Raw genomic sequence first — 19198 nt, 5'->3', positions numbered from 1 at the left:
GAGGGCGCGTGGCGCACACGGATCTTTTTCGCGGAGGACGTCTCCTTGTCGTGGCCTTTGAAGGCTGGAACGACGCCGGGGAGGCCGCGAGCGGCGCGGTGCGCGCGCTGAAGGATGTGCTCGACGTCGTCCCCATCGCCGACATCGACCCGGAGGACTACTACGACTTCCAGCTGAATCGGCCGATGATCGAGACGGACGACGACGGCCGGCGCCGGCTGCGATGGCCCGGGGTGACCCTGTTCGGACCGGCGGTCGATGACGGTTTGCCTCGCGCATCCGCCGCACCGTCCGATGACCCGCTCGCGGTGAGCGGGATGAACCACGACAACATCTACCTGCTGCTCGGCACGGAACCCTCGCGCGGGTGGCGCACGTTCGCGACCGAGACCGTTGACCAGGCACTCACCGCCGACGTGACCGGCATCATTCTGCTGGGGGCGCTGCTCGCCGACGTCCCGCACACGCGCCCGATCGCCGTGACCGCCACGAGCGAGAACGCCGAGGTGCGCGACGAACTCGGGCTCGAGCGGTCGAGCTACGAGGGCCCCGTGGGCATCCTCAGCGTCATCGTGGAGGCCGCTGAGGAGGTGGGCATTCCGACGGTCTCGCTGTGGGCATCCGTGCCCCACTACGTGCACAACGCACCCTCGCCGAAGGCCACGCTCGCGCTGCTCGATCGGCTGGAGGAGCTGGTCGACGTGACGATTCCGCGCGGCGAACTGCTCGATGAAGCCCGCACCTGGGAGGAGGGCATCGACGCGCTCGCCGAGGAGGACGACGAGATGCGCGGCTACATCGCGCAGCTCGAAAAAGCGCGGGATGCCGTCGAGGCTCCCGAGGCGAGTGGCGAGGCCATCGCGCAAGAATTCGAGCGCTACCTGCGCAAGCACGACGACGACGAGCCCGGCGGAGACGTGCGCCGCGACGAGTAGCGCGTCGGATCAGCCTTCGAGCACGCCCGTCGAGAGCAGGATCAGGATCGTCGAGCCGAGCAGCACGCGATAGATCACGAATGGCAGGAACGAGCGCTTCGAGATGTAGGCCATGAGCCCCGCGATGACGACGAGGGCGATGACGAAGGCGATGCCGGTGGCGACGAGCGTCTCTCCCCAGCCGAAGGGGCCGGTCGTTGTCGGGTCGATCAGTGCCGTGCGCAGCTCGTAGAACCCTGAGCCGAAGACGGCCGGGATCGCGAGGAGGAAGGCGTAGCGGGCGGCGGCGGGCCGGGTGTAGCCGAGCGCGAGACCCATGGTCGTCGTGGCGCCCGAACGCGAGACGCCCGGCACGAGCGCCAGCATCTGCGCGAGGCCGTAGTAGAGGCCGTGCGGGTACGTGAGGTCGTTCAGCTCGCGCGTGCGTCGGCCGAGATAGTCTGCCAGGCCGAGCAGCAGGCCGAAGCCGATCAGAAAGATCGCGACGAGCCACAGCGAGCGGAAGGTGTCGCGAATGTACTCCTGCCCGAAGTAGCCGGCCACGGCGATCGGCACGGAGCCGATGATGATCAGCCAGCCCATGCGCACGTCGGGGTCGCTCGCGGGAACCCCGCGACGGAACACGTGCGCGAACCAGCGGCTGAGGATGCGCGTGATGTCGCGCCAGAAGAACAGCACGACGGCAAGCTCCGTACCGATCTGCGTGATCGCGGTGAAGGTCGCGCCAGGGTCGGTCGCGGCGGGCAGGAATTCGCCGACGATGCGCAGGTGCGCGCTGGAGGAGATCGGCAGGAATTCGGTGATGCCCTGAACGACGCCCAGGATGATCGCGTCGACGTACGTACTGGTGCTCACGGGATCGGGAATCGCTTTCTAGTAGGTGAGGAGGAAGTCGGTCAGCGCGCGGTGGCCGAAGTCGAGGGCGGCGAGCGGAACGCGCTCGTCGACCCCGTGGAACATAGCGGGAAAGTCGAGCTCGGGCGTGAGGCGCAGCGGGGCGAAGCCGTATCCGGTGATGCCGAGCTCGCTGAGCGCCTTGTTGTCGGTGCCGCCGCTCAACAGGTACGGCAGCACCTCAGCCTCGGGGTCGTGGGCCTTGAGCGTGCCGACCATGGCGTCGACGATGGGGCCCGAGAAGGGGTTTTCGAGCCCGACGTCTTGCACGACGATCTCGAGCTCGATGTCGTCGCCGATGAGTTCTCGCACCCTGTCGAGCACGGCGTCTTCGTCGCCCGGCAGGGTGCGGATGTCGATGAGCGCCTCGGCCGCGTCGGGGATCACGTTGTGCTTGTAGCCGGCCGCGAGCAGCGTGGGGTTGCTCGTCGTGCGGAGGGTCGCCGTGAGGAAACCGGCGGCCGTGCCCGTACGCAGCAGCAACTCATCAGGGCCCGTGGTCTCGAGGTCCGCGTTGAGCAGGCGTGCGACTTCGCCGAGCAGTTGAGACGTGGTGTCGGTGAGGTGCAGCGGCCACTCTTCGCGGCCGAGCGCGACAACCGCCTCGGCAAGCTTCGTGACCGCATTGTTCGGGATGACGCGGGATCCGTGGGCGGCGACCCCGCGAGCGCGCAAGCGGATCCAGATGAGCGCCTTCTCCCCCGTCTGCAGCAGGTAGGCGCGCTTGCCGCCGATCTCGACGGAGTAGCCGCCCACCTCGCTGATGGCTTCCGTCGCGCCGGCGAACAATTCGGGGCGATGCGTGACCAGGTGATGCGAGCCATAGACGCCGCCGTTCTCCTCGTCGGAGAAGAACGCGATCGTCAGGTCGCGATTCGGCTGGCGACCGCCCTCGAGAATCTCGGTGAGCGCGGTCAGGATCATCGCATCCATGTTCTTCATGTCGACCGCGCCGCGACCCCACAAGAGCCCATCGCGGATCTCGCCGCCGAACGGGTCGACGCTCCAGTTCGCCGGGTCGGCGGGAACGACGTCGAGGTGGCCGTGCACGACGAGCCCGGGGCGCTCGGAGCGGCTCGTGTCGACCGGGTTCGCGTAGGAGCCGGCGACCTTCGCGATGACGCTGGTGCGACGATCGGCGGCGTCGACGTATTCGATGCTGAGGCCGAGCGATTCGAGGATCGCACCGACGTATTCGGCCGCCTCCGTCTCGCCGCGACTGCGGCCCTCACCCCAGTTCGTCGTGTCGAAACGAATGAGGTCGCGGGCGATCCGGGCGGTGTCGCTGAGGGTCTCGTCGGCGGCCATGAGTTCCACGCTACCCGGCGCGCATCCGCGCCCGCATTCCGTGCTAATGTCGTACCTCGTTCGGCCCCTCGGGGCCCGACAAACCAGCGCGGGTGGCGGAATTGGCAGACGCGCTAGCTTGAGGTGCTAGTGCCCGTATTAGGGCGTGGGGGTTCAAGTCCCCCCTCGCGCACGCTGGGTGTAAGCGGCCCCCGAGACGATGAATCTCGGGGGCCGTTTCGCATGTCTTCGCCGTTCGGCCGTCACAGCTCGCGACGCATGAGCCAGCGGGTGCGATGGCCGGCGTGCGCCGAGGTCTCGATCACCCGCTCAAAGCCGTGCGCCTCAAACAGCGCTGTCGTGCCGACGTACCCCGAGATGCTGTCGATGCGCTCGCCCTGGGTTTCGGCCGGATAGCCCTCGACCACGGTGGCACCGTGTGCCGCCGCGTGGGCCACCTCGCCGTCGACGTACGCGAGGACACCGGGGCCGGGTTCGGTCTCGCACTCACGCGCCATATAGCCAGGGCGCTCGGCGTTCGCCGGCCGGGAGTCGCGGTAGCTCATGCACCAGCAGGCGCCTGCGCCGGGGTTCTTCGTGCCAACGACCTCGGCGACATCCGCAAAGCGGCCGACGGCGGAGAGAACCTCGATGCTCATGCCGGAACGGTACTCCCCTGCCCCGACGCGCCCGGCTCGGTTTCGAGCGCGGCCGCGTGCTGCCGCTGCCGCTCGAGGTGCCGCTCGCGGTTCATCAGAAACAGCGGAAACGTGAAGGCGATCGCCGTCAGCCCCGAGAACACGATGTACGCCCACAGGTGGCGCATGCCGAGCCGGCGTCCCTCGATGACGATGAACGCGCATCCCGCGACCGCCATGACGAGCAGATCGGTGGTCAGCGAGCCGACGGCGGGGCCGTTGTTGAACCAGTCGCCGAGGAAGTCGGTGCGTTCGATGATGGCGATGGCGTTGTACGTCCAGGTGCCGACGAGGCCAGCGACGGCGATGATGCCGAAGACGGCGGCGCGCGGGGTCCAGTAGCGGGTCATGGGGTCATTGTGCCCGGCGCGGTTCGGCGAGGATGGAGGCGTGAGCGCATTCTCAGCACCGTTCGGACTGCTTCTCGACGTTGACGGGCCGATCGCGAGCCCGGTGGAGCGGCGCATCGTCGAGCCGAGCATCCTGCCCGACCTGGTGGCGTTGGCGACGGTGGGCGTGCCGATTGCCTTCATCACGGGGCGCAGCACGGTGTTTGTGCGTGATGAGGTCGCGGCGCGGCTGGTCGAGGCGGGGCTGCCCGACGGGGCGCCCGTCTTCGCCGTCGTGGAGAAGGGCGGCGCGTGGGCGCCGATCACCGCCGATCGCGGTCTCGGTGAGATCGAGGTGGATGCGGGGCTCGCGATCCCGACGGACGTCACGGAGGCGGTGCACGCCCTCGCGCGCGCCGAGTATGCGCACGCGATGGAGGTCGACGAGGGCAAGCACGTCATGATCTCGCTCGAGGCGCGCGCCGACATCGCGCACGAGGAGTACTGGCCGGCGCGCGACGAGTTTCAGGAGCGCGTATGGCAGCTGCTCGTCGACCGCGGGCTGGGGCTGCGCTACGGCGAGCGGGAGCAGGCGGATGCGCGGGGCGAGATTCCGTGGCGGATCGACCCGACGATCATCTCGACCGACGTCGAATCGGTGCTACTCGACAAGGATCGTGGGGCGGCGCGGGCGCTCGAGTGGTTCGCGGGGCACGGAGTGAGCGCGCCGCGCTGGTATTCGGCGGGTGACTCGCGCTCGGACTACCTGATGGCCGACCACGTTCACGCCGACGGGCTTGAGGCGGTGCACGTCGACGTGCGGCCGAGCGACGGGATGCTCGCGCGCGACTACCCCGTCGTCACCATGGGCGAGCTGATTCACGACGCCGCGGGGGCGGCGTTTGTGCGTGAGCGAGTTGAGGAGTTGGGGCTCTAGCAGGGAGCTGTGTCGAATCGACTCACGCGCAGCGCTGAGACTGGACCAGCCAGCCGCCCCCGGCTGCCTCAACTACCGTCAGGACCCAGTCGTCGGCGACGACGGTCTCCCCTGACTCGGTCCAGCCCGTGTCAGGCGCATCGGTGGTGGCGGCCCACGCTTCGGCGGCCTCGATCGGTGTCGCAAAGCCGGCCGCGTCGGGCGTGAGTTCGGCGTCGAATGCGCCCGAGCATCCTGAACCATTCGAGGCGCATCCCACGAGGGTGAGGGCGGCGATGGCGGTGAACACCGCGGTCGCCCTGAGCCGAATCATGCTCGAAGCCTCCTCCCCCGGCGCCGTCCCGTCAACACATTCCGCAACACGCCGATTGAATGTCGGTGCAGCTTGCCATATTCGAACGTATGTTCGACCATGGAGAGGTGCCCGCGCTTGCCCTCGCCTCCCCCCAGCCGACCCCGTCGGCTGTTGAGGCGTTGCAGGCGCGCATCAACGCGATGCAGCGAACGACGCTCGACACGAAGCTCACGCCGACCCACGAGGCCCTCGCCGACCTCTTACCCGACGGCGGGCTGAAGCAGGGCGCCGCCTACTCGGTAACCTCGTCGAGCGCGCTCGTGATGGCGCTGCTCGCCGGGCCGTCGCAGGCCGGCTCGTGGTGCGGAGTCGTCGGCATGCCCGAGTTCGGTGTCGAAGCGGCCGAAGCGCTCGGCATCGACCTCGACCGGCTCGTGCTCGTGCCGCACCCCGGTGACCAGTGGCTCACCGTCACCGCGGCGATCGCCGACGCCATGAGCGTCATCGTCGTGAAGCCCGGGCGCGCGGCCAGCGACGGCGCCGTGACGAAGCTCGCCGGGCGGCTGCGCGAGCGCGGGTCAACCCTGCTCGTGCTCGGCACCTGGCCACAGACGGAGGCCATGATCAGCATCACCGCGAGCCGCTGGTCGGGGCTCGGGCAGGGCTGGGGCTACCTCACCCAGCGCGAGGTGACCGTCACCGTCAGCTCGCGTCGCTCCCCCACGCCGCGCAGCGGCCGGCTCGTCTTGCCCGACCCCGAGGTGGGCATTCGGCGCCTCGACCCGCCGCTCGGCGCCGGCCGCGGCCGCACAGCGTCGGTGACGCCCCTCCCGCGGAGGGCCGGCTGATGCAGCGCACCATGGTCGTCTGGGTGCCCGACTGGCCGGTGCTCGCCGCCGTGCGCGACGAGGCGGCGCCTGCCGGTGACGCGCATCCCATCGCCATCATGGCCGCCAACCGCGTCGTCGCCTGCTCGGCCGCCGCCCGCGCCCACGGCCTGCACCGGGGGCAGAAGCGACGCGACGCGCAAGGGGCCTGCCCGCACCTCGTCGTCGTTGCCCACGACGACGACCGCGAGCACCGGCACTTCGCGCCCCTTATCGACGCCGTCGAAGCCCGCGCCGCCGGCGTGCAGATCGTGCGCCCCGGCCTCCTCGCGCTCGCCGCGCGCGGCCCCGCCCGCTACTACGGCGGCGAAAAGGCGGCGGCGGTCGCGCTCATCAGCGCGGTTCTCGACGAGGGGGTGCCGGATGCACGCGTCGGGGTCTCCGACGGACCCTTCGCCGCCGACCGCGCCGCCCGCGACACGCGCGCCCACGCCCCCGTGCGCATCGTCGCCGAAGGCGCCGCTGCCGCCTACCTCGCCCCCCTGCCCGTGTCGACGCTCGCCGACCCCGAGCTCGCCACCCTGCTCACGCGGCTCGGCGTGCGCACCCTCGGAGCCTTCACCGCCCTACCCGCAGCCTCCGTGCGCGAACGCTTCGGGCCGAGCGGTGCGCACGCGCACGCGCTCGCCGGTGCTATCGACGCGACCCCGATCATCCCGAGAACACCGCCCGATGACCTCGAACGCGTCATCGAGCTCGAACCGCCGCTCGACCGGGTCGACCAGATCGCCTTCGCCGTGCGGCAACTCGCCGACGACGTCGTCGAAACCCTCGCCACCCGGCGGCTCGTCGCCACCGCCGTGCGGGTGAGCGTGCGCGACGAGTCGGGGCGCGAATCCGACCGGGTGTGGCTGCACCCGCGCGCGTTCCGGGCGAGCGAGATCGTCGACCGGGTGCGCTGGCAGCTGAGCGGCTCGACGCGCCGGCTCGGCTCCACGCCCGACGCGGCGCTCGGGCCCGGCCTCGCCTCGCCCGTCGACCGGGTGAGCATCGCGCCCGACAGCGTCGACACCACCACCAACCACGAGCCGGGGCTCTGGGGAGGCGAACCCGACGACCGGGTGCACCACGCCCTCTCGCGCGTGCAGAGCATGCTCGGGCACGAATCCGTCGTCACCGCGCAGCGGGCCGGCGGGCGCACCCTCGCCGAGCGGCGCATCCTCGTGCCGTGGGGCGACCGCGCCGTGCACCAGCGCCCGCTCGACCGGCCCTGGCCGGGCGCCCTGCCGCAGCCGGCGCCCGCGACCGTGTTCCCCAGCCGGCACGCCGTCACCGTCATCGACGGTCACGGCGACATCGTGCTCGTCGACGATCGGCTGCGGGTCACCGGCGCACCCGCCGCGTTCGCGCCCGCCGCCGGAGGGGCGACCCGGCCCATTCGATCGTGGGCGGGGCCGTGGCCGCTCGACGAACGCTGGTGGGATGCGGCGCAGCGCCGCCGACTGCACCGGCTGCAGGTCGTCGACGAGGCCGGCATCGCCTGGCTGCTCGTGCTCGACGGCGGCAGCTGGTGGGCGGAAGCGCGGTACGACTAATGGGTGGCGAGCACTGATGGGTGGCGAGCACTGATGGGTTGGCACAACCCGCCCATCCCCTGGAGCGAACTCGAACGCACCCTGCGCTCGGGCAACCGCCCCGACCCCTCGCTGCCCGAGGTGGGCGACGGCAGCGACTCCCCCGCGTGGTCGACCAAGCGGGCCCCCTACCGGCCGGGTCGCGTGGAACAGCCCGACCCCGAGACGGTCGTGCCGTACGCCGAACTGCACGCGCACTCGAGCTTCTCGTTTCTCGACGGGGCTTCCAGCCCCGAAGAACTACTCGAAGAGGCCGCGCGCCTCGGCCTCACGGGGCTCGCGCTCACCGACCACGACGGCTTCTACGGCGTCGTGCGCATGGCCGAGGCCGCCGAACCGTACGGGCTCACCACGGTGTTCGGCGCCGAACTCTCGCTCGGGCTCACCAAGCCGCAGCTGGGCGAACCCGACCCGGAGGGCACCCACCTGCTCGTGCTCGCCCGCGGCCAGGAGGGCTACCACCGGCTCGCCGCCGCCCTCACCGACGGGCAGCTCGCCGGCGGCGCAAAGGGGCGACCCGTCTACGACCTCGAGGTGCTCGCCCAGCACGCCGGGCGCGGCGGCGACGCCACGGCACCCGGCCACTGGGTGATCCTGACCGGCTGTCGCAAAGGCGCCGTGCGCACGGCGCTCACCGCCGGCGACCCGAACGGGCAGACGGTGCCGAGCCGCGCATCCATCGCCGCCGCCGGCCGCGAACTCGACGCACTCGTCGAGCGGTTCGGGCGCGAGAACGTCGTCGTCGAGCTGTTCGACCACGGGCGTCCGCTCGACACCGTCTACAACGACGCGCTGGCCGCCCTCGCCGCCGAGCGGGGTCTGCCGGTCGTCGCCACCGGTGCCGTACACTACGCGCACCCCGGCCGCTACCCGCTCGCGAGCGCCTTCGCGGGCCTGCGCGCCCGGCGCAGCCTTGACGACATGGACGGCTGGCTGCCCGCCGCCGGCACCGCGCACCTCAGAAGCGGCGCCGAAATGCAGCGGCTGTTCGCCCGCTACCCCGGCGCCGTCGACCGCAGCGTCGAACTCGCCCGCGAGCTCGGGTTCTCACTGCGCCAGGCGAAGCCGAAGCTGCCGAAACTGCCCGTGCCCGAGGGTCACACCCCCATGAGCTGGCTGCGCGAGCTCGTCTGGCAGGCGGTTCCGCAGAAGTACCCCGACGCCTCCGACGCCGATCGGGCGCGCATCGCGCGCGAGCTCGAGGTGATCGAGCAGAAAGACTTCCCCGGCTACTTCCTCATCGTGCACGACATCGTGCGCTTCGCCCGCTCGCGCGGCATTCTCTGCCAGGGTCGCGGCTCGGCGGCGAACTCGGCGGTCTGCTACCTACTCGACATCACCGCTGTCGACTCGATCTATTACAAGTTGCCCTTCGAACGTTTCCTGTCGGCGCTGCGCGACGAAGAGCCCGATATCGACGTCGACTTCGACTCCGACCGGCGCGAAGAGGTCATCCAGTACGTGTACGAGACGTACGGCCGGCGCAACGCCGCCCAAGTCGCCAACGTCATCAGTTACCGGCCGAAGAACGCGGTGCGCGACATGGCGAAGGCGCTCGGCTACTCGACCGGCCAGCAGGACGCGTGGAGCCGTCAGGTCGAACGCTGGGGCGCCGTGCTCTCGAGCGACGACCACGACATCCCCGACGCGGTCGTCGACCTCGCCCAGCAGGTGCTCACGTACCCGCGGCACCTCGGCATCCACTCCGGCGGCATGGTGCTCACCGACCGACCCGTCGGCGAGATCGTGCCCATCGAGCACGCCCGCATGACGAAGCGCACCGTGCTGCAGTGGGACAAAGACGACTGCGCCTGGATGGGCCTCGTGAAGTTCGACCTGCTCGGCCTCGGCATGCTCGCCGCCCTGCAGTACGCCTTCGACCTCATCGATGACCATCTCGGCGAGCGGTGGGAGCTCGCCACGATCCCGAAAGAAGAGCAGACCACCTACGACATGCTGTGTCGCGCCGACTCGATCGGTGTTTTCCAGGTCGAAAGCCGCGCCCAGATGGGGCTTCTGCCGCGACTGCAGCCGAGAAAGTTCTACGACCTCGTCGTGCAGATCGCGCTGATTCGCCCCGGGCCCATTCAGGGTGGCGCCGTGCACCCCTTCGTCAAGCGCAAGCTCGGCGAAGAGCCCGTTACCTATGACCACCCGAAGCTCGTCGAACCGCTCGAGCGCACGCTCGGGGTGCCCATCTTCCAAGAGCAGCTCATGCAGATCGCCATGGCGGTCGGCGGCTGCACGGGCGACGACGCCGACCTGCTGCGCCGCGCCATGGGCTCCAAGCGCGGCCTCGAACGCATCGAATCGCTGCGCGGCACCCTGTACGCCGGCATGGCCTCCAACGGCATCACCGGGCGCCTCGCCGACGAGATCTACGCCCGCATTCAGGCGTTCGCGAACTTCGGCTTCGCCGAAAGCCACTCGCTGAGCTTCGCCCTGCTCGTCTACGCCAGCTCGTGGATCAAACTGCACTACCCGGGCGTCTTCCTCGCGTCCCTCCTGCGCGCCCAGCCGATGGGCTTCTACTCCCCCGCCTCGCTCACCGCCGACGCCGAACGGCACGGCGTCGAGGTGCGCGGCCCCTGCATTGTGCGCTCCGGCGTCGAGGCGGGCCTCGAGCGCCTCGACCTCACGGTCGACGACCCGTTCTCACCGCTCAGTGCGGATGCTCGCCGCGCGGCGCCGACGGGGCTCGCCTCGTGCACGCACCGCGTGCATCCGCCCGTCCCTGAGTTTCGACCAGACTCGCGCGACGGCGAGTTGGAGGATCTCGTGCCGCACCGCCGCGACGGCGAGCTCGCCGTGCGGATGGGCCTCGGCGCGGTGTCAGGGCTCGGGAAAGAGACCGCCGAGAAGGTGATCGCCGAGCGTGAGCGCTACGGCCCCTACCGCGACCTCACCGACCTCGTGTACCGCACGGGGCTCACGGCGGCGCAGCTCGAGTCGCTCGCCACCGCCGGGGCCTTCGAGGTGTGGGGCATGACGCGGCGCGAGGCGCTGTGGGCGGCGGGGGCTGCGGCGCAGGCACGGCCCGAATACCTGCCGGGCAGCGTCGTCGCGATCCAGCCGCCGCTGTTCGACGACCTCGAACCGGCCGAGCGCATGGTCGCCGACCTCGTCACGACGGGGGTCGCCCCCGGCGACCACCCCGTGCGCTACGCCCGCGAGCGGTTGCGTGCGCGCGGGGTGCTGAGCGCCCGCGAGCTGCGCAGCGCCGAGCCGGGGCGCCGCGTCGAGGTCGCGGGCGTCGTCACCCACCGGCAGCGGCCCGCGACGGCCAGCGGCATCACTTTCCTGAACCTCGAAGACGAGACGGGGCTCGCCAACATCATCTGCTCGGTCGGGCTGTGGGGGCGCTACCGGCGCACGGTCCGCGAGAGCCGGGCGCTCATCGTGCGCGGCATCCTCGAGCGCTCGCCCGAGGGGGTCGTCAACGTCGTTGCCGACCGGGTCGAGGCGCTGTCACTGAAAGCCACCATGCCGAGCCGCGACTTTCGCTGAGCGCACCCCGAGTGTTCACTGCGGCTGCGTGGCGGCGGCGCTACCCTCGGCGGATGCCGCAGACACCATCGCGCTCTTCTGCCCGTCACGCCACGCACCGCCTGCACAACAGTCGCGTGTGGCGCGGCCTCGCCCGCACCGGCTTCGCCGTCAACGGACTGCTGCACATCCTCATCGGCGCGATCGCGATTCAGCTCGCCCTTCCGGGCGGCAGCGACGCCGACGCCGACCAGGGCGGAGCGCTCGAGAGCCTCGCCGCGACGCCCTTCGGTGGGGTGCTGCTGTGGGTGGTGACCGCGGGGCTCGCCGCCCTCGGCCTGTGGCTGATCGTCGACGGCATCATCGACCGCCCCGAGGATGGCGTCGCCCAACATGTGGCCGTGGCATTCGCCAAAGGTCTGACATACCTGGCACTGTCCGCCACCGCCACGCGGGTCGCCATCGGTGGTGGCGGCGACTCTTCCGGGGATGCGCAAAGCGTGACCGCGGCGCTGCTCGAGGCTCCTGCGGGCGTGGTGCTCGTTATCCTGGCCGCGCTGATCGTGCTGGGAATCGGCGTCTACTTCGGGGTGAAGGGCGCAACTCAGGGGTTCCGCGACGACATCGACACCCCGGGCGGAGGCGCAGGGAAAGCGGTCATCGCGCTCGGCATCGGCGGCTACCTCGCGAAGGGTGTCGCCCTCGGTGCCGTCGGGGTGCTCCTCGGCAGCGCCGCGATCGCCTCGGACTCCGCGCGATCGACCGGGCTCGACGGAGCGCTCCGTTCGCTCCTTGAGCTGCCGTTCGGCGGCTGGGTGCTCGGCGCCGTCGGCGCGGGACTGATCGCCTACGGGGTGTACTGCTTCGCCCGTGCCCGCTATGCGCGTCTCGACTGAGCTGTCACGCCGGCCCGCGCCGTTCGGCGGCTCAGCGGCGTGTCGGCCACGACGCTCTACAGTGACCCCATGACCTGGCTGGTGCTGCAACAGATGTGGTTCGAAGGACCCGCGGCAATCGGTGACGTTGCCCACGAGCGCGGCATTGAGCTGCGCATCATTCGGACGGACCAGGGAGAACCCGTCCCGAGCCCCGACGCACTCGACGCCTACGAGGGGCTCATCGTGCTGGGCGGCGCAATGGGCGCTCTCGACGACGAGAAGCATCCCGCTCTCATCGGTGAACGCGCCCTGATGGCGGCCGCCGTCGAACGCGACCTGCCGGTGCTCGGTGTCTGCCTCGGTGCACAGTTGCTCGCGATCGCGGGTGGCGGGGAGCTGCTCGATGGCGACAACGGCAGCGAAGACGGGCTCGGGCCCGTCGAACTCACCGACGACGGCCTCTCCGACCCCGTTCTTGGCCCGGTCGGCCGAGACTTCGAGGCGATGCACTGGCACGAAGACACGTACACGCTGCCCGAGGGGGCCGTGCACCTCGCGCGCAGTGATCGCTACGAGCAGCAGGCGTTCCGGCTCGGATCGTGCCAGTACGGCCTGCAGTTCCACCTCGAAATGGGCTCGGCCGAGGTGCAGTCGCTCCGCGACGACTTCCCCGACGATGCCGACCTCGACCCCGCGCGCACCGACGAGGTCGTGGTCATCGGCCGCGGCGTCTTCGAGCGCTTCTTCGACCGAGCCGCCGAGCTCGCTGAGGAGCGCGCCGGGAGCTAGGTGTTCGCGCCGCGCGCGGCGACCGGCCAGACCTCCTCGGTACCGTCGTCGTCGACGGCGATGAGGTCGTCGACGAGGTTGACCGCCGTGCAGACGTGATTCGGCACGATCCGAACCCGCTCGCCCCACGCCGGTGCCGTCTCGCCCGGCGGAAACGCGATGGTCGCGTGATGCTCCGACAGCGCCACGATGCGCGCATCGGGATGCTCAACGCACCTGCCGAATCCGCTCGCCCACGGCGCCCGGTCGCTCGCGAGCGCCTTGCTACCCGCATCGACGATCAGGCGCAGGCCGCCGTCGTCGTCTTCCCGCCGGCTAACGACGGTCGCCACGACGCTCAGAGCGATGGATTCGGGCCGCACCGCCCCGAGTTCCCACTGCTGGGCGTCGCCCAGCGCATAGACGCCGGGGCGGAGCTCGGTGAGCACGTCGTCCGCGCCTCCGTCGTGTGCGCCGCCTGTCGCGGAGGCATCGGCGGTGGTGGGTGTGGAGCCGCCACTGACCACCGGGCAGGCGAGCCCCTCCGCGAGCACCAAGTCGCGAGCGCCCCGCAGGGCACGCTGCTCATCCGCCGCTGCGGCGTGCATGCCGTCCGGAGAATACGAGTGGCCCGGGAACGTGAACACGCCCACGACCTCGAGCCCGAGGTCGGTCGCTGCGCGCGCCAGCGCGCCCGCGCGTTCGGGGTCGACACCGCTGCGGTGGTGGCCGCTGTCGACCTCGACGGCGACCGTCAAGCGTGACCGGTCGGTGTCTCGGGTGGCCGCCGCGAGCATCCCGAGCCCCTCGAGAGAATCGATGCCGATCCTGAGCCGCACGCCCCGGGCGAGCAGGGCGGCGAGCCGCGCCGCGCGCGGGCCCTCCAGCCACAGCGGGTAGGCGATGAACAGATCGTCGAAACCGTGGGCGGCGAACACTTCCGCCTCCGCCACGGTCGCGACCGTGAGGCCGACCGCGCCGTGGGCAAGTTGGCGGGCCGCGATGTCGGGCGACTTGTGGGTCTTGGCGTGCGGCCGCAGTGCGACGCCTCGCGCCCGCGCGCGGTCGGCCATCGCCGCGAGGTTCTGCTCGAGCACGGCGACGTCGACGCGGGTGTACGGGGTATCGCGCACGCACCCATCCTGCCCGACCCGCCCGGCGACAGCGACACCCGATGCGCGGCGGCGTGAGCGCTAGTGGCTCTGCATCTGTCGGCGCAGGAGGTCGATGCGCGCCTGCAGCTGCGCAACCGTCGCCTGCCCGACCGCGGGCCCCCCGCACACGCGTCGCAGTTCGGCGTGGATGTGCCCATGGGGCTGCCCGGTGAGCTTCGCGCGCAGGCCAACGAGGCTGTTCAGCAGGCTGCGTTGCTCCTTCAGTGACCGGTAGAGCGGCTCAGGCGCGGGCGCCGTCGGTGGCCGTTCGGCGACGCGTCGAGCCTGGCGAGCCTGGCGGTGGCGCAAGAGTTCGTGCACCTCGTCCGGTTCGAGGATTCCCGGCAACCCGAGGAAGTCGAGCTCCTCGAGGCTGCCGACCTCCGCCTGCTGCCCGAACTCGGCACCCTCGTACACCACCTTGTCGAAGGTGACGGTCGAGTCGAGGGCCGCGAAGGTGTACTCGGCGAGCAGGTCATCGCTTGCCTTCTCTTCCCGGTTAGCGTCATCGACGAGCGAGTCGTCGAGCAGCTCACCGTCGCCCGCCCCCTCACGATCGAGCGCGTGGTCGCGCTCACGCTCGAGCTCGTTCGCCAGCCGCAGGATCGGCTTCACGCTCGGAATGAAAATGCTCGCCGTTTCCCCCCGGCGGCGCGCCCGCACGAAACGCCCGATCGCCTGCGCGAAGAACAGCGGCGTGGATGCACTGGTCGCGTACACGCCGACGCACAGTCGCGGAACGTCCACGCCCTCCGACACCATCCTGACCGCGACGAGCCACCGCGAGTCGCCGCGACTGAAGGTCTCGATGCGGTCGGAGGCGCCCGCCTCGTCGCTGAGGACCACCGTGGGCGGCGACCCCGTGATCTGGTGCAGGAGGGCGGCATACGCCCGCGCCGTGGTCTGGTCGGTGGCGATAACGAGGCCGCCGGCGTCGGGCACGTGGTGGCGCACCTCGGTGAGTCGCCGGTCCGCTGCCTCGAGCACCCCGCGCATCCACTGCCCCTCGGGGTCGAGGGCGGTGCGCCAGGCCTGCGAGGTGACGTCGGCGGTGTCGTCCTGACCGAGCACCGCCTCCATCTCGTCACCCGTGGTGGTGCGCCAGCGCATGCGGCCCGCGTAGCTCATGAACAGCACGGGGCGAACGACACCGTCGCGCAGCGCCCGGCCGTAGCCGTAGGTGTAGTCGGTCGCCGACATGCGGATTCCCTCATCGTTCGGCTCGTAGCGCACGAACGGGATGGGCGCGGTGTCGCTGCGGAAGGGCGTGCCGGTGAGCGACAGCCGACGGGTGGCGCCCGAGTACGCGTCGCGGATCGCCTCGCCCCAACTGAGCGCATCGCCGCCGTGGTGCACCTCGTCGAGGATGACGAGGGTGCGCACCTGGTCGGTGAGGGTCTGGTGCAGGTAGGGCTTTGCGGCGACCTGGGCGTAGGTGACGGCGACGCCGTGAAAGGCTCGCGCAATCGCTCCGGACGAGTTGCTGAACGCGGGGTCGAGGCGGATGCCGACCCGGTGCGCCGCGTCGGCCCACTGCTTCTTCAAGTGCTCAGTCGGTGCGACGACCATGACGCGGTCGACCGTGCGGCGCGCCAGCAGTTCGGTCGCCAGCCGCAGCGCGAAGGTCGTCTTCCCGGCGCCGGGGGTTGCCGCCGCGAGAAAGTCGCGCGGTTCGCTCTCGAAGTAGCGGTCAAGGGCCTCCGCTTGCCACGCCCGCAGCCTGCCGGCGGTGCCACGCGCGGCGCGTTCGGGGTAGGACGGTGAGAGGTGCTCTGCCGCGAAGGTGCCGACGTGCGGGGCGGCGCGGAAGGAGGCTGTCACGGTGACAGAACCCTAGTCGAGCGAGCCGACATCCCGACTCGACCGGGCCGAGCGACGCCGGCCCTCCGCGCGCAAGAGGCTTGCTCGCTGAATCGCCGCCGAACCGAATCGTGCGGTGAGCGCATCCATCGTTTCTTCGGTCTCTCGCCAGCCCTCGTCGTCATCCCACAGGCCACGCTCGACCGCGCCGGTCGGCAACAGGTTCTCTGCTCGCACCCCCAGCAACCGGATTCCCCGCCCATCCGCGCCCGCCGCGCGAAAGAGCGCGCGCGCTTCGGCGGCGATTCTCTGCGCGACATCGGTCGGCTCCGCGAGTGTCTGAGACCGGGTCAGGGTCGTGAAATCGCCGAAGCGCACCTTGACCGCCACGGTACGCGCCACCCATCCGCCGGATCGCAGCCGCTTGGCCACCGCGTCAGACAGCCGCAACAGCTCGCGATCGATAAGCGAGAGGTCGCTGAGGTCGCGTTCGTACGTCGACTCGTGACCGATCGACTTCTCGGCGCGCTCAGGCGTGACGCTGCGGGGGTCACGCGCCCACGCGAGGGCGTGCAGCTTTGCCGCGCCCGCCTCCCCCACGGCGCGACGCAGCGCGTCGACCGGCGTCTCAGCAACATCGCCCACTGTGCGCAGGCCGAGCCGCGCGAGCTTTTCCTCTGTGGCCCGGCCCACGCCCCACAAGGCACTGATCGGCAGAGGGTGCAAGAACGCCAGCGTGTCGTCGTGCGGCACGACGAGCAGCCCGTCGGGTTTGGCGCGAGACGACGCGAGTTTCGCCACGAACTTCGTCGATGCCGCGCCGACGGAGGCGACGAGGCCGGTCACTGCGTGGATGCGCTCACGCAGCATGCGCCCGATGTGCCAGGGCGGGCCGAACAACGCCCGCGCTCCGCTGACGTCGAGAAACGCCTCGTCGATGCTCAAGGGTTCGACGAGCGGCGTCACGTCGCCGAGGATCGCCATCACCTGTCCCGACGCCGCCTGGTATCGGTCGTAGTGCGGCTCGAGCACGACCGCGTGCGGGCAACGCCGGAGGGCCACGGCCATCGGCATCGCCGAGTTCACCCCGTACGCCCGCGCCTCGTAGGTCGCCGCGGTCACGACGGAGCGCTGCCCGCGATGGCCGACGATGACCGGCTGGCCGCGCAGTTCAGGTCGCGACAGCAGCTCAACGGACGCAAAAAACGCGTCCATGTCGACGTGCAGGATGCGCGCGCTCGCGTCATCGTTCGGCGTGTCGGTAACCTGCCGCCCCGATCCGTCCTGCTTGCTCACCCCGCGATCCTCTCAGCATCCCCTGACACCACAAGCCGGGGCGACCAGGGTGGACGGCAAGCGGGGCGACGCGCCCGGAACAGACGTCAGTCGCATCCCGCGCGTCGCTCTGCCACCCTGGAGAGCATGTCTCAGCAACACCCCTGGTCGCGCTACGTCGCGATCGGCGACTCGTTCACCGAGGGAATCGGCGACCGTGAACCGCGCAGCCCCGGCGGCCACCGCGGCTGGGCCGACCGCGTCGCCGAGGTCCTGGCCGATCAGACCACCGACTTCGCGTACGCAAACCTGGCGATCCGCGGCCGTCTGCTCCAGCAGATCGCCGATGAGCAGATCGAGCCAGCTCTCGAACTGCGCCCCGACCTCATCAGCATCTCGGGCGGGGGCAACGACATCCTCCGACCCGGAACCGACCCCGACGAGGTGGCCAGCCGCTTCGACGACGCCGTCGTGCGCTTGCGGCGTGATGACGCGACGGTCGTGATGTTCAACGGCCCCGACATCGGCATGACACCGGTGATGCGACGGATTCGCGGCAAGGTCGCCATCTACAACGAGAATCTGCGAGCCGTGGCCGCGAAGCACGATGCGATCGTCGTCGACATGTGGGCACTTCGTCAGTTGCGCGACCCGCAGATGTGGGACCGTGACCGCCTGCATTTCTCCCCCCTCGGGCACCACACCATCGCCATCGCGATGCTCGAGGCTCTCGGCATCGACCACGGCCTCGAACCTCGTCACCCCGAGCCGCTGCCGAAGCAGAGCTGGCGGAAGGCCAGGGTCGACGACATCGGGTGGGCGCGCGAGTACCTCGTGCCGTGGGTGGTGCGGCGCATTCGCCACCAGTCGTCTGGCGATCTCATTCAGGCCAAGCGCCGCACCCTCGCACACCCGCGCGGGCACGAACGCGAGGGCTGAAACGGATCAGGCCGAGTCGCGCCAGACGACCTCTGTCGGCAACAGCACGACGCCGCTGCGGCGCTCACCCGTACGGATCTCGTCGAGCACGAGTTCTGCCGCTCGAGCGCCGAGACGGTCAGCCGGCTGACGCACCGTCGACAGGGCTGGTTGACAGCGCAGCGCCCAGGCGCTGTCGTCAAACCCCACTACCCCCACGTCATCGGGGATGCGCCGCCCATCGGCGCGCAACACGTCGACGGCGCCCGCCGCGATCGCGTCGGAAGCCGCAAAAACGCCGTCGATGTCGGGTGCGCGGTCGAGGAGCCCGCGCATCCCCTCTTGGCCCGAGTGGAACGAGTACAGCGGCACGTCGACGACGAGGGCCGCGTCGAAGTGGTCACCGAGCGCGTCGCGGAACCCGGCCAGGCGATCGCGACCGGAGTCACGGTCGAGAGCCGCCGCGATCATCCCGATGCGGGTGCGCCCGGTCGCAACGAGCCGTTCCGTGATCTGGCGCGCGGACGTGCGGTTGTCGATGCTCACCGAGGGCAACTCGGGTGCGGTGTCGGGGCGGCCGACCAACACGGTGGGGATGCGCAGTCGCTGCAGGGCTTCCGCGATCGGATCGTCTTCGCGTGCCGAGACGACAATGGCGCCGTCGACGAAGCCCCCGCCGAGGTAGGAGACGACGCGCTCAGTGTCGCGGTCTGTGTCGATGATGAGGGAGACGAGTTGGTAGTCGGCCTCGCTGAGGGCCGCGTTCGTACCGAGCAAAATCGCGCCAATGTTCGGATCTTCGACGAACACGGAGTGTGGCTCGTGCACGATGAGCGCGACCGCACCGGAGCTCTGCGTGGCGAGGTTGCGTGCCGCCGTGTTGCGCACGTAACCGACCTTCTCGATGGCGGCCTCGATGGCCTCACGCGCGCTCTGTGAGACGTACGGTTCCCCGTTCAGCACGCGCGACACGGTGCCGCGCGACACGCCAGCTTCTGCCGCGACATCGAAGATTGTCGCGCGCTTAGGGCGTGTTCTCGGCTCGGCCACGGGGCCAGTGTATCCACGGCCGCGACACGCCGA

Annotated in this window: 17 protein-coding genes and 1 tRNA gene; 9 read left to right on the top strand and 9 right to left on the bottom strand. The window is 70.5% G+C overall.

Features of this window, described 5'->3' with window-relative positions:
- Positions 1-8 precede the first annotated feature (8 nt).
- Positions 9-935, top strand: coding sequence for a PAC2 family protein (locus tag CPY97_RS07520; RefSeq protein WP_096421538.1), 927 nt, complete (start codon positions 9-11; stop codon positions 933-935).
- A gap of 9 nt (positions 936-944) precedes the next feature.
- Here CPY97_RS07520 and CPY97_RS07515 read toward each other — a convergent pair whose 3' ends face one another.
- Together CPY97_RS07515 and CPY97_RS07510 are read right to left on the bottom strand one after the other, a co-directional pair.
- Positions 945-1790 (bottom strand): undecaprenyl-diphosphate phosphatase, encoded by an 846-nt coding sequence (locus CPY97_RS07515; protein WP_096421536.1) that lies wholly within the window; start codon positions 1788-1790, stop codon positions 945-947.
- Positions 1791-1808: 18 nt separating this feature from the next.
- Complete coding sequence (locus CPY97_RS07510; RefSeq protein ID WP_096421534.1) at positions 1809-3137, bottom strand: M20/M25/M40 family metallo-hydrolase; 1329 nt, start codon at positions 3135-3137, stop codon at positions 1809-1811.
- Positions 3138-3223: 86 nt separating this feature from the next.
- Here CPY97_RS07510 and CPY97_RS07505 point away from each other — a divergent pair.
- Positions 3224-3309 (top strand) — tRNA-Leu (locus CPY97_RS07505).
- A 70-nt stretch (positions 3310-3379) separates the two neighbouring features.
- On the opposite strand, the gene CPY97_RS07500 is transcribed toward CPY97_RS07505, so the two are convergent.
- Together CPY97_RS07500 and CPY97_RS07495 are read right to left on the bottom strand one after the other, a co-directional pair.
- The gene (locus CPY97_RS07500; protein WP_096421532.1) at positions 3380-3775 is read right to left on the bottom strand and encodes a GNAT family N-acetyltransferase; all 396 of its coding nucleotides are present in this window, start codon (positions 3773-3775) and stop codon (positions 3380-3382) included.
- Positions 3772-4164 (bottom strand): DUF2834 domain-containing protein, encoded by a 393-nt coding sequence (locus tag CPY97_RS07495; RefSeq protein ID WP_096421530.1) that lies wholly within the window; start codon positions 4162-4164, stop codon positions 3772-3774. The genes CPY97_RS07500 and CPY97_RS07495 overlap by 4 nt, the downstream gene beginning before the upstream one ends.
- 40 nt (positions 4165-4204) lie before the next feature.
- On the opposite strand from CPY97_RS07495, the gene CPY97_RS07490 reads away from it, so the two are divergent.
- Complete coding sequence (locus CPY97_RS07490) at positions 4205-5080, top strand: hypothetical protein (RefSeq protein ID WP_096421528.1); 876 nt, start codon at positions 4205-4207, stop codon at positions 5078-5080.
- Between the two features lie 22 nt (positions 5081-5102).
- On the opposite strand, the gene CPY97_RS07485 is transcribed toward CPY97_RS07490, so the two are convergent.
- Positions 5103-5393, bottom strand: a complete 291-nt coding sequence (locus CPY97_RS07485; protein ID WP_096421526.1) for a hypothetical protein — start codon at positions 5391-5393, stop codon at positions 5103-5105.
- 89 nt (positions 5394-5482) lie between these two features.
- Here CPY97_RS07485 and CPY97_RS07480 point away from each other — a divergent pair, with 89 nt between their 5' ends.
- The 5 genes from CPY97_RS07480 (at position 5483) to CPY97_RS07460 (ending at position 12989) form a co-directional block, all read left to right on the top strand.
- Positions 5483-6223, top strand: a complete 741-nt coding sequence (locus CPY97_RS07480; RefSeq protein WP_150129223.1) for a hypothetical protein — start codon at positions 5483-5485, stop codon at positions 6221-6223.
- Positions 6223-7797, top strand: coding sequence for a DNA polymerase Y family protein (locus CPY97_RS07475; RefSeq protein WP_096421522.1), 1575 nt, complete (start codon positions 6223-6225; stop codon positions 7795-7797). Before CPY97_RS07480 ends, CPY97_RS07475 begins: the two co-directional genes overlap by 1 nt.
- A 33-nt stretch (positions 7798-7830) precedes the next feature.
- A complete protein-coding gene (locus CPY97_RS07470; RefSeq protein WP_096421520.1) occupies positions 7831-11343 on the top strand; it encodes an error-prone DNA polymerase in 3513 nt (1170 codons plus the stop codon).
- 53 nt (positions 11344-11396) lie between these two features.
- Positions 11397-12218: a DUF1206 domain-containing protein gene (locus CPY97_RS07465; protein WP_096421518.1), complete on the top strand. Its 822-nt coding sequence runs from the start codon at positions 11397-11399 to the stop codon at positions 12216-12218.
- Positions 12219-12287: 69 nt separating this feature from the next.
- Positions 12288-12989 carry a type 1 glutamine amidotransferase gene (locus CPY97_RS07460; protein ID WP_096421516.1) on the top strand — a complete coding sequence of 234 codons (702 nt, stop codon included), beginning with the start codon at positions 12288-12290 and terminating at the stop codon, positions 12987-12989.
- Here CPY97_RS07460 and CPY97_RS07455 read toward each other — a convergent pair.
- The 3 genes from CPY97_RS07455 to CPY97_RS07445 are packed head-to-tail and all read right to left on the bottom strand — an operon-like array spanning position 12986 to position 17218.
- A complete protein-coding gene (locus CPY97_RS07455) occupies positions 12986-14101 on the bottom strand; it encodes an alanine racemase (protein ID WP_096421514.1) in 1116 nt (371 codons plus the stop codon). The two genes, CPY97_RS07460 and CPY97_RS07455, sit on opposite strands and share 4 nt — an antisense overlap.
- 60 nt (positions 14102-14161) lie before the next feature.
- Entirely contained in the window at positions 14162-15943 is a 1782-nt protein-coding gene (locus CPY97_RS07450; RefSeq protein ID WP_096421512.1) for a DEAD/DEAH box helicase, read from the bottom strand.
- Positions 15944-15955: 12 nt separating this feature from the next.
- Positions 15956-17218, bottom strand: a complete 1263-nt coding sequence (locus CPY97_RS07445) for a DNA polymerase IV (protein ID WP_096421510.1) — start codon at positions 17216-17218, stop codon at positions 15956-15958.
- A 126-nt stretch (positions 17219-17344) separates the two neighbouring features.
- On the opposite strand from CPY97_RS07445, the gene CPY97_RS07440 reads away from it, so the two are divergent.
- Complete coding sequence (locus CPY97_RS07440) at positions 17345-18136, top strand: SGNH/GDSL hydrolase family protein (protein WP_096421508.1); 792 nt, start codon at positions 17345-17347, stop codon at positions 18134-18136.
- A gap of 6 nt (positions 18137-18142) precedes the next feature.
- Here CPY97_RS07440 and CPY97_RS07435 read toward each other — a convergent pair whose 3' ends face one another.
- A complete protein-coding gene (locus CPY97_RS07435) occupies positions 18143-19165 on the bottom strand; it encodes a LacI family DNA-binding transcriptional regulator (protein ID WP_096421506.1) in 1023 nt (340 codons plus the stop codon).
- Positions 19166-19198 lie beyond the last annotated feature (33 nt).

The sequence above is a fragment of the Microcella alkaliphila genome (assembly GCF_002355395.1).
GTDB lineage: Bacteria > Actinomycetota > Actinomycetes > Actinomycetales > Microbacteriaceae > Microcella > Microcella alkaliphila_A.
The sequence above is the reverse complement of the archived record's forward strand: the minus strand, read 5'-3'. Positions and strand labels throughout refer to the sequence as shown.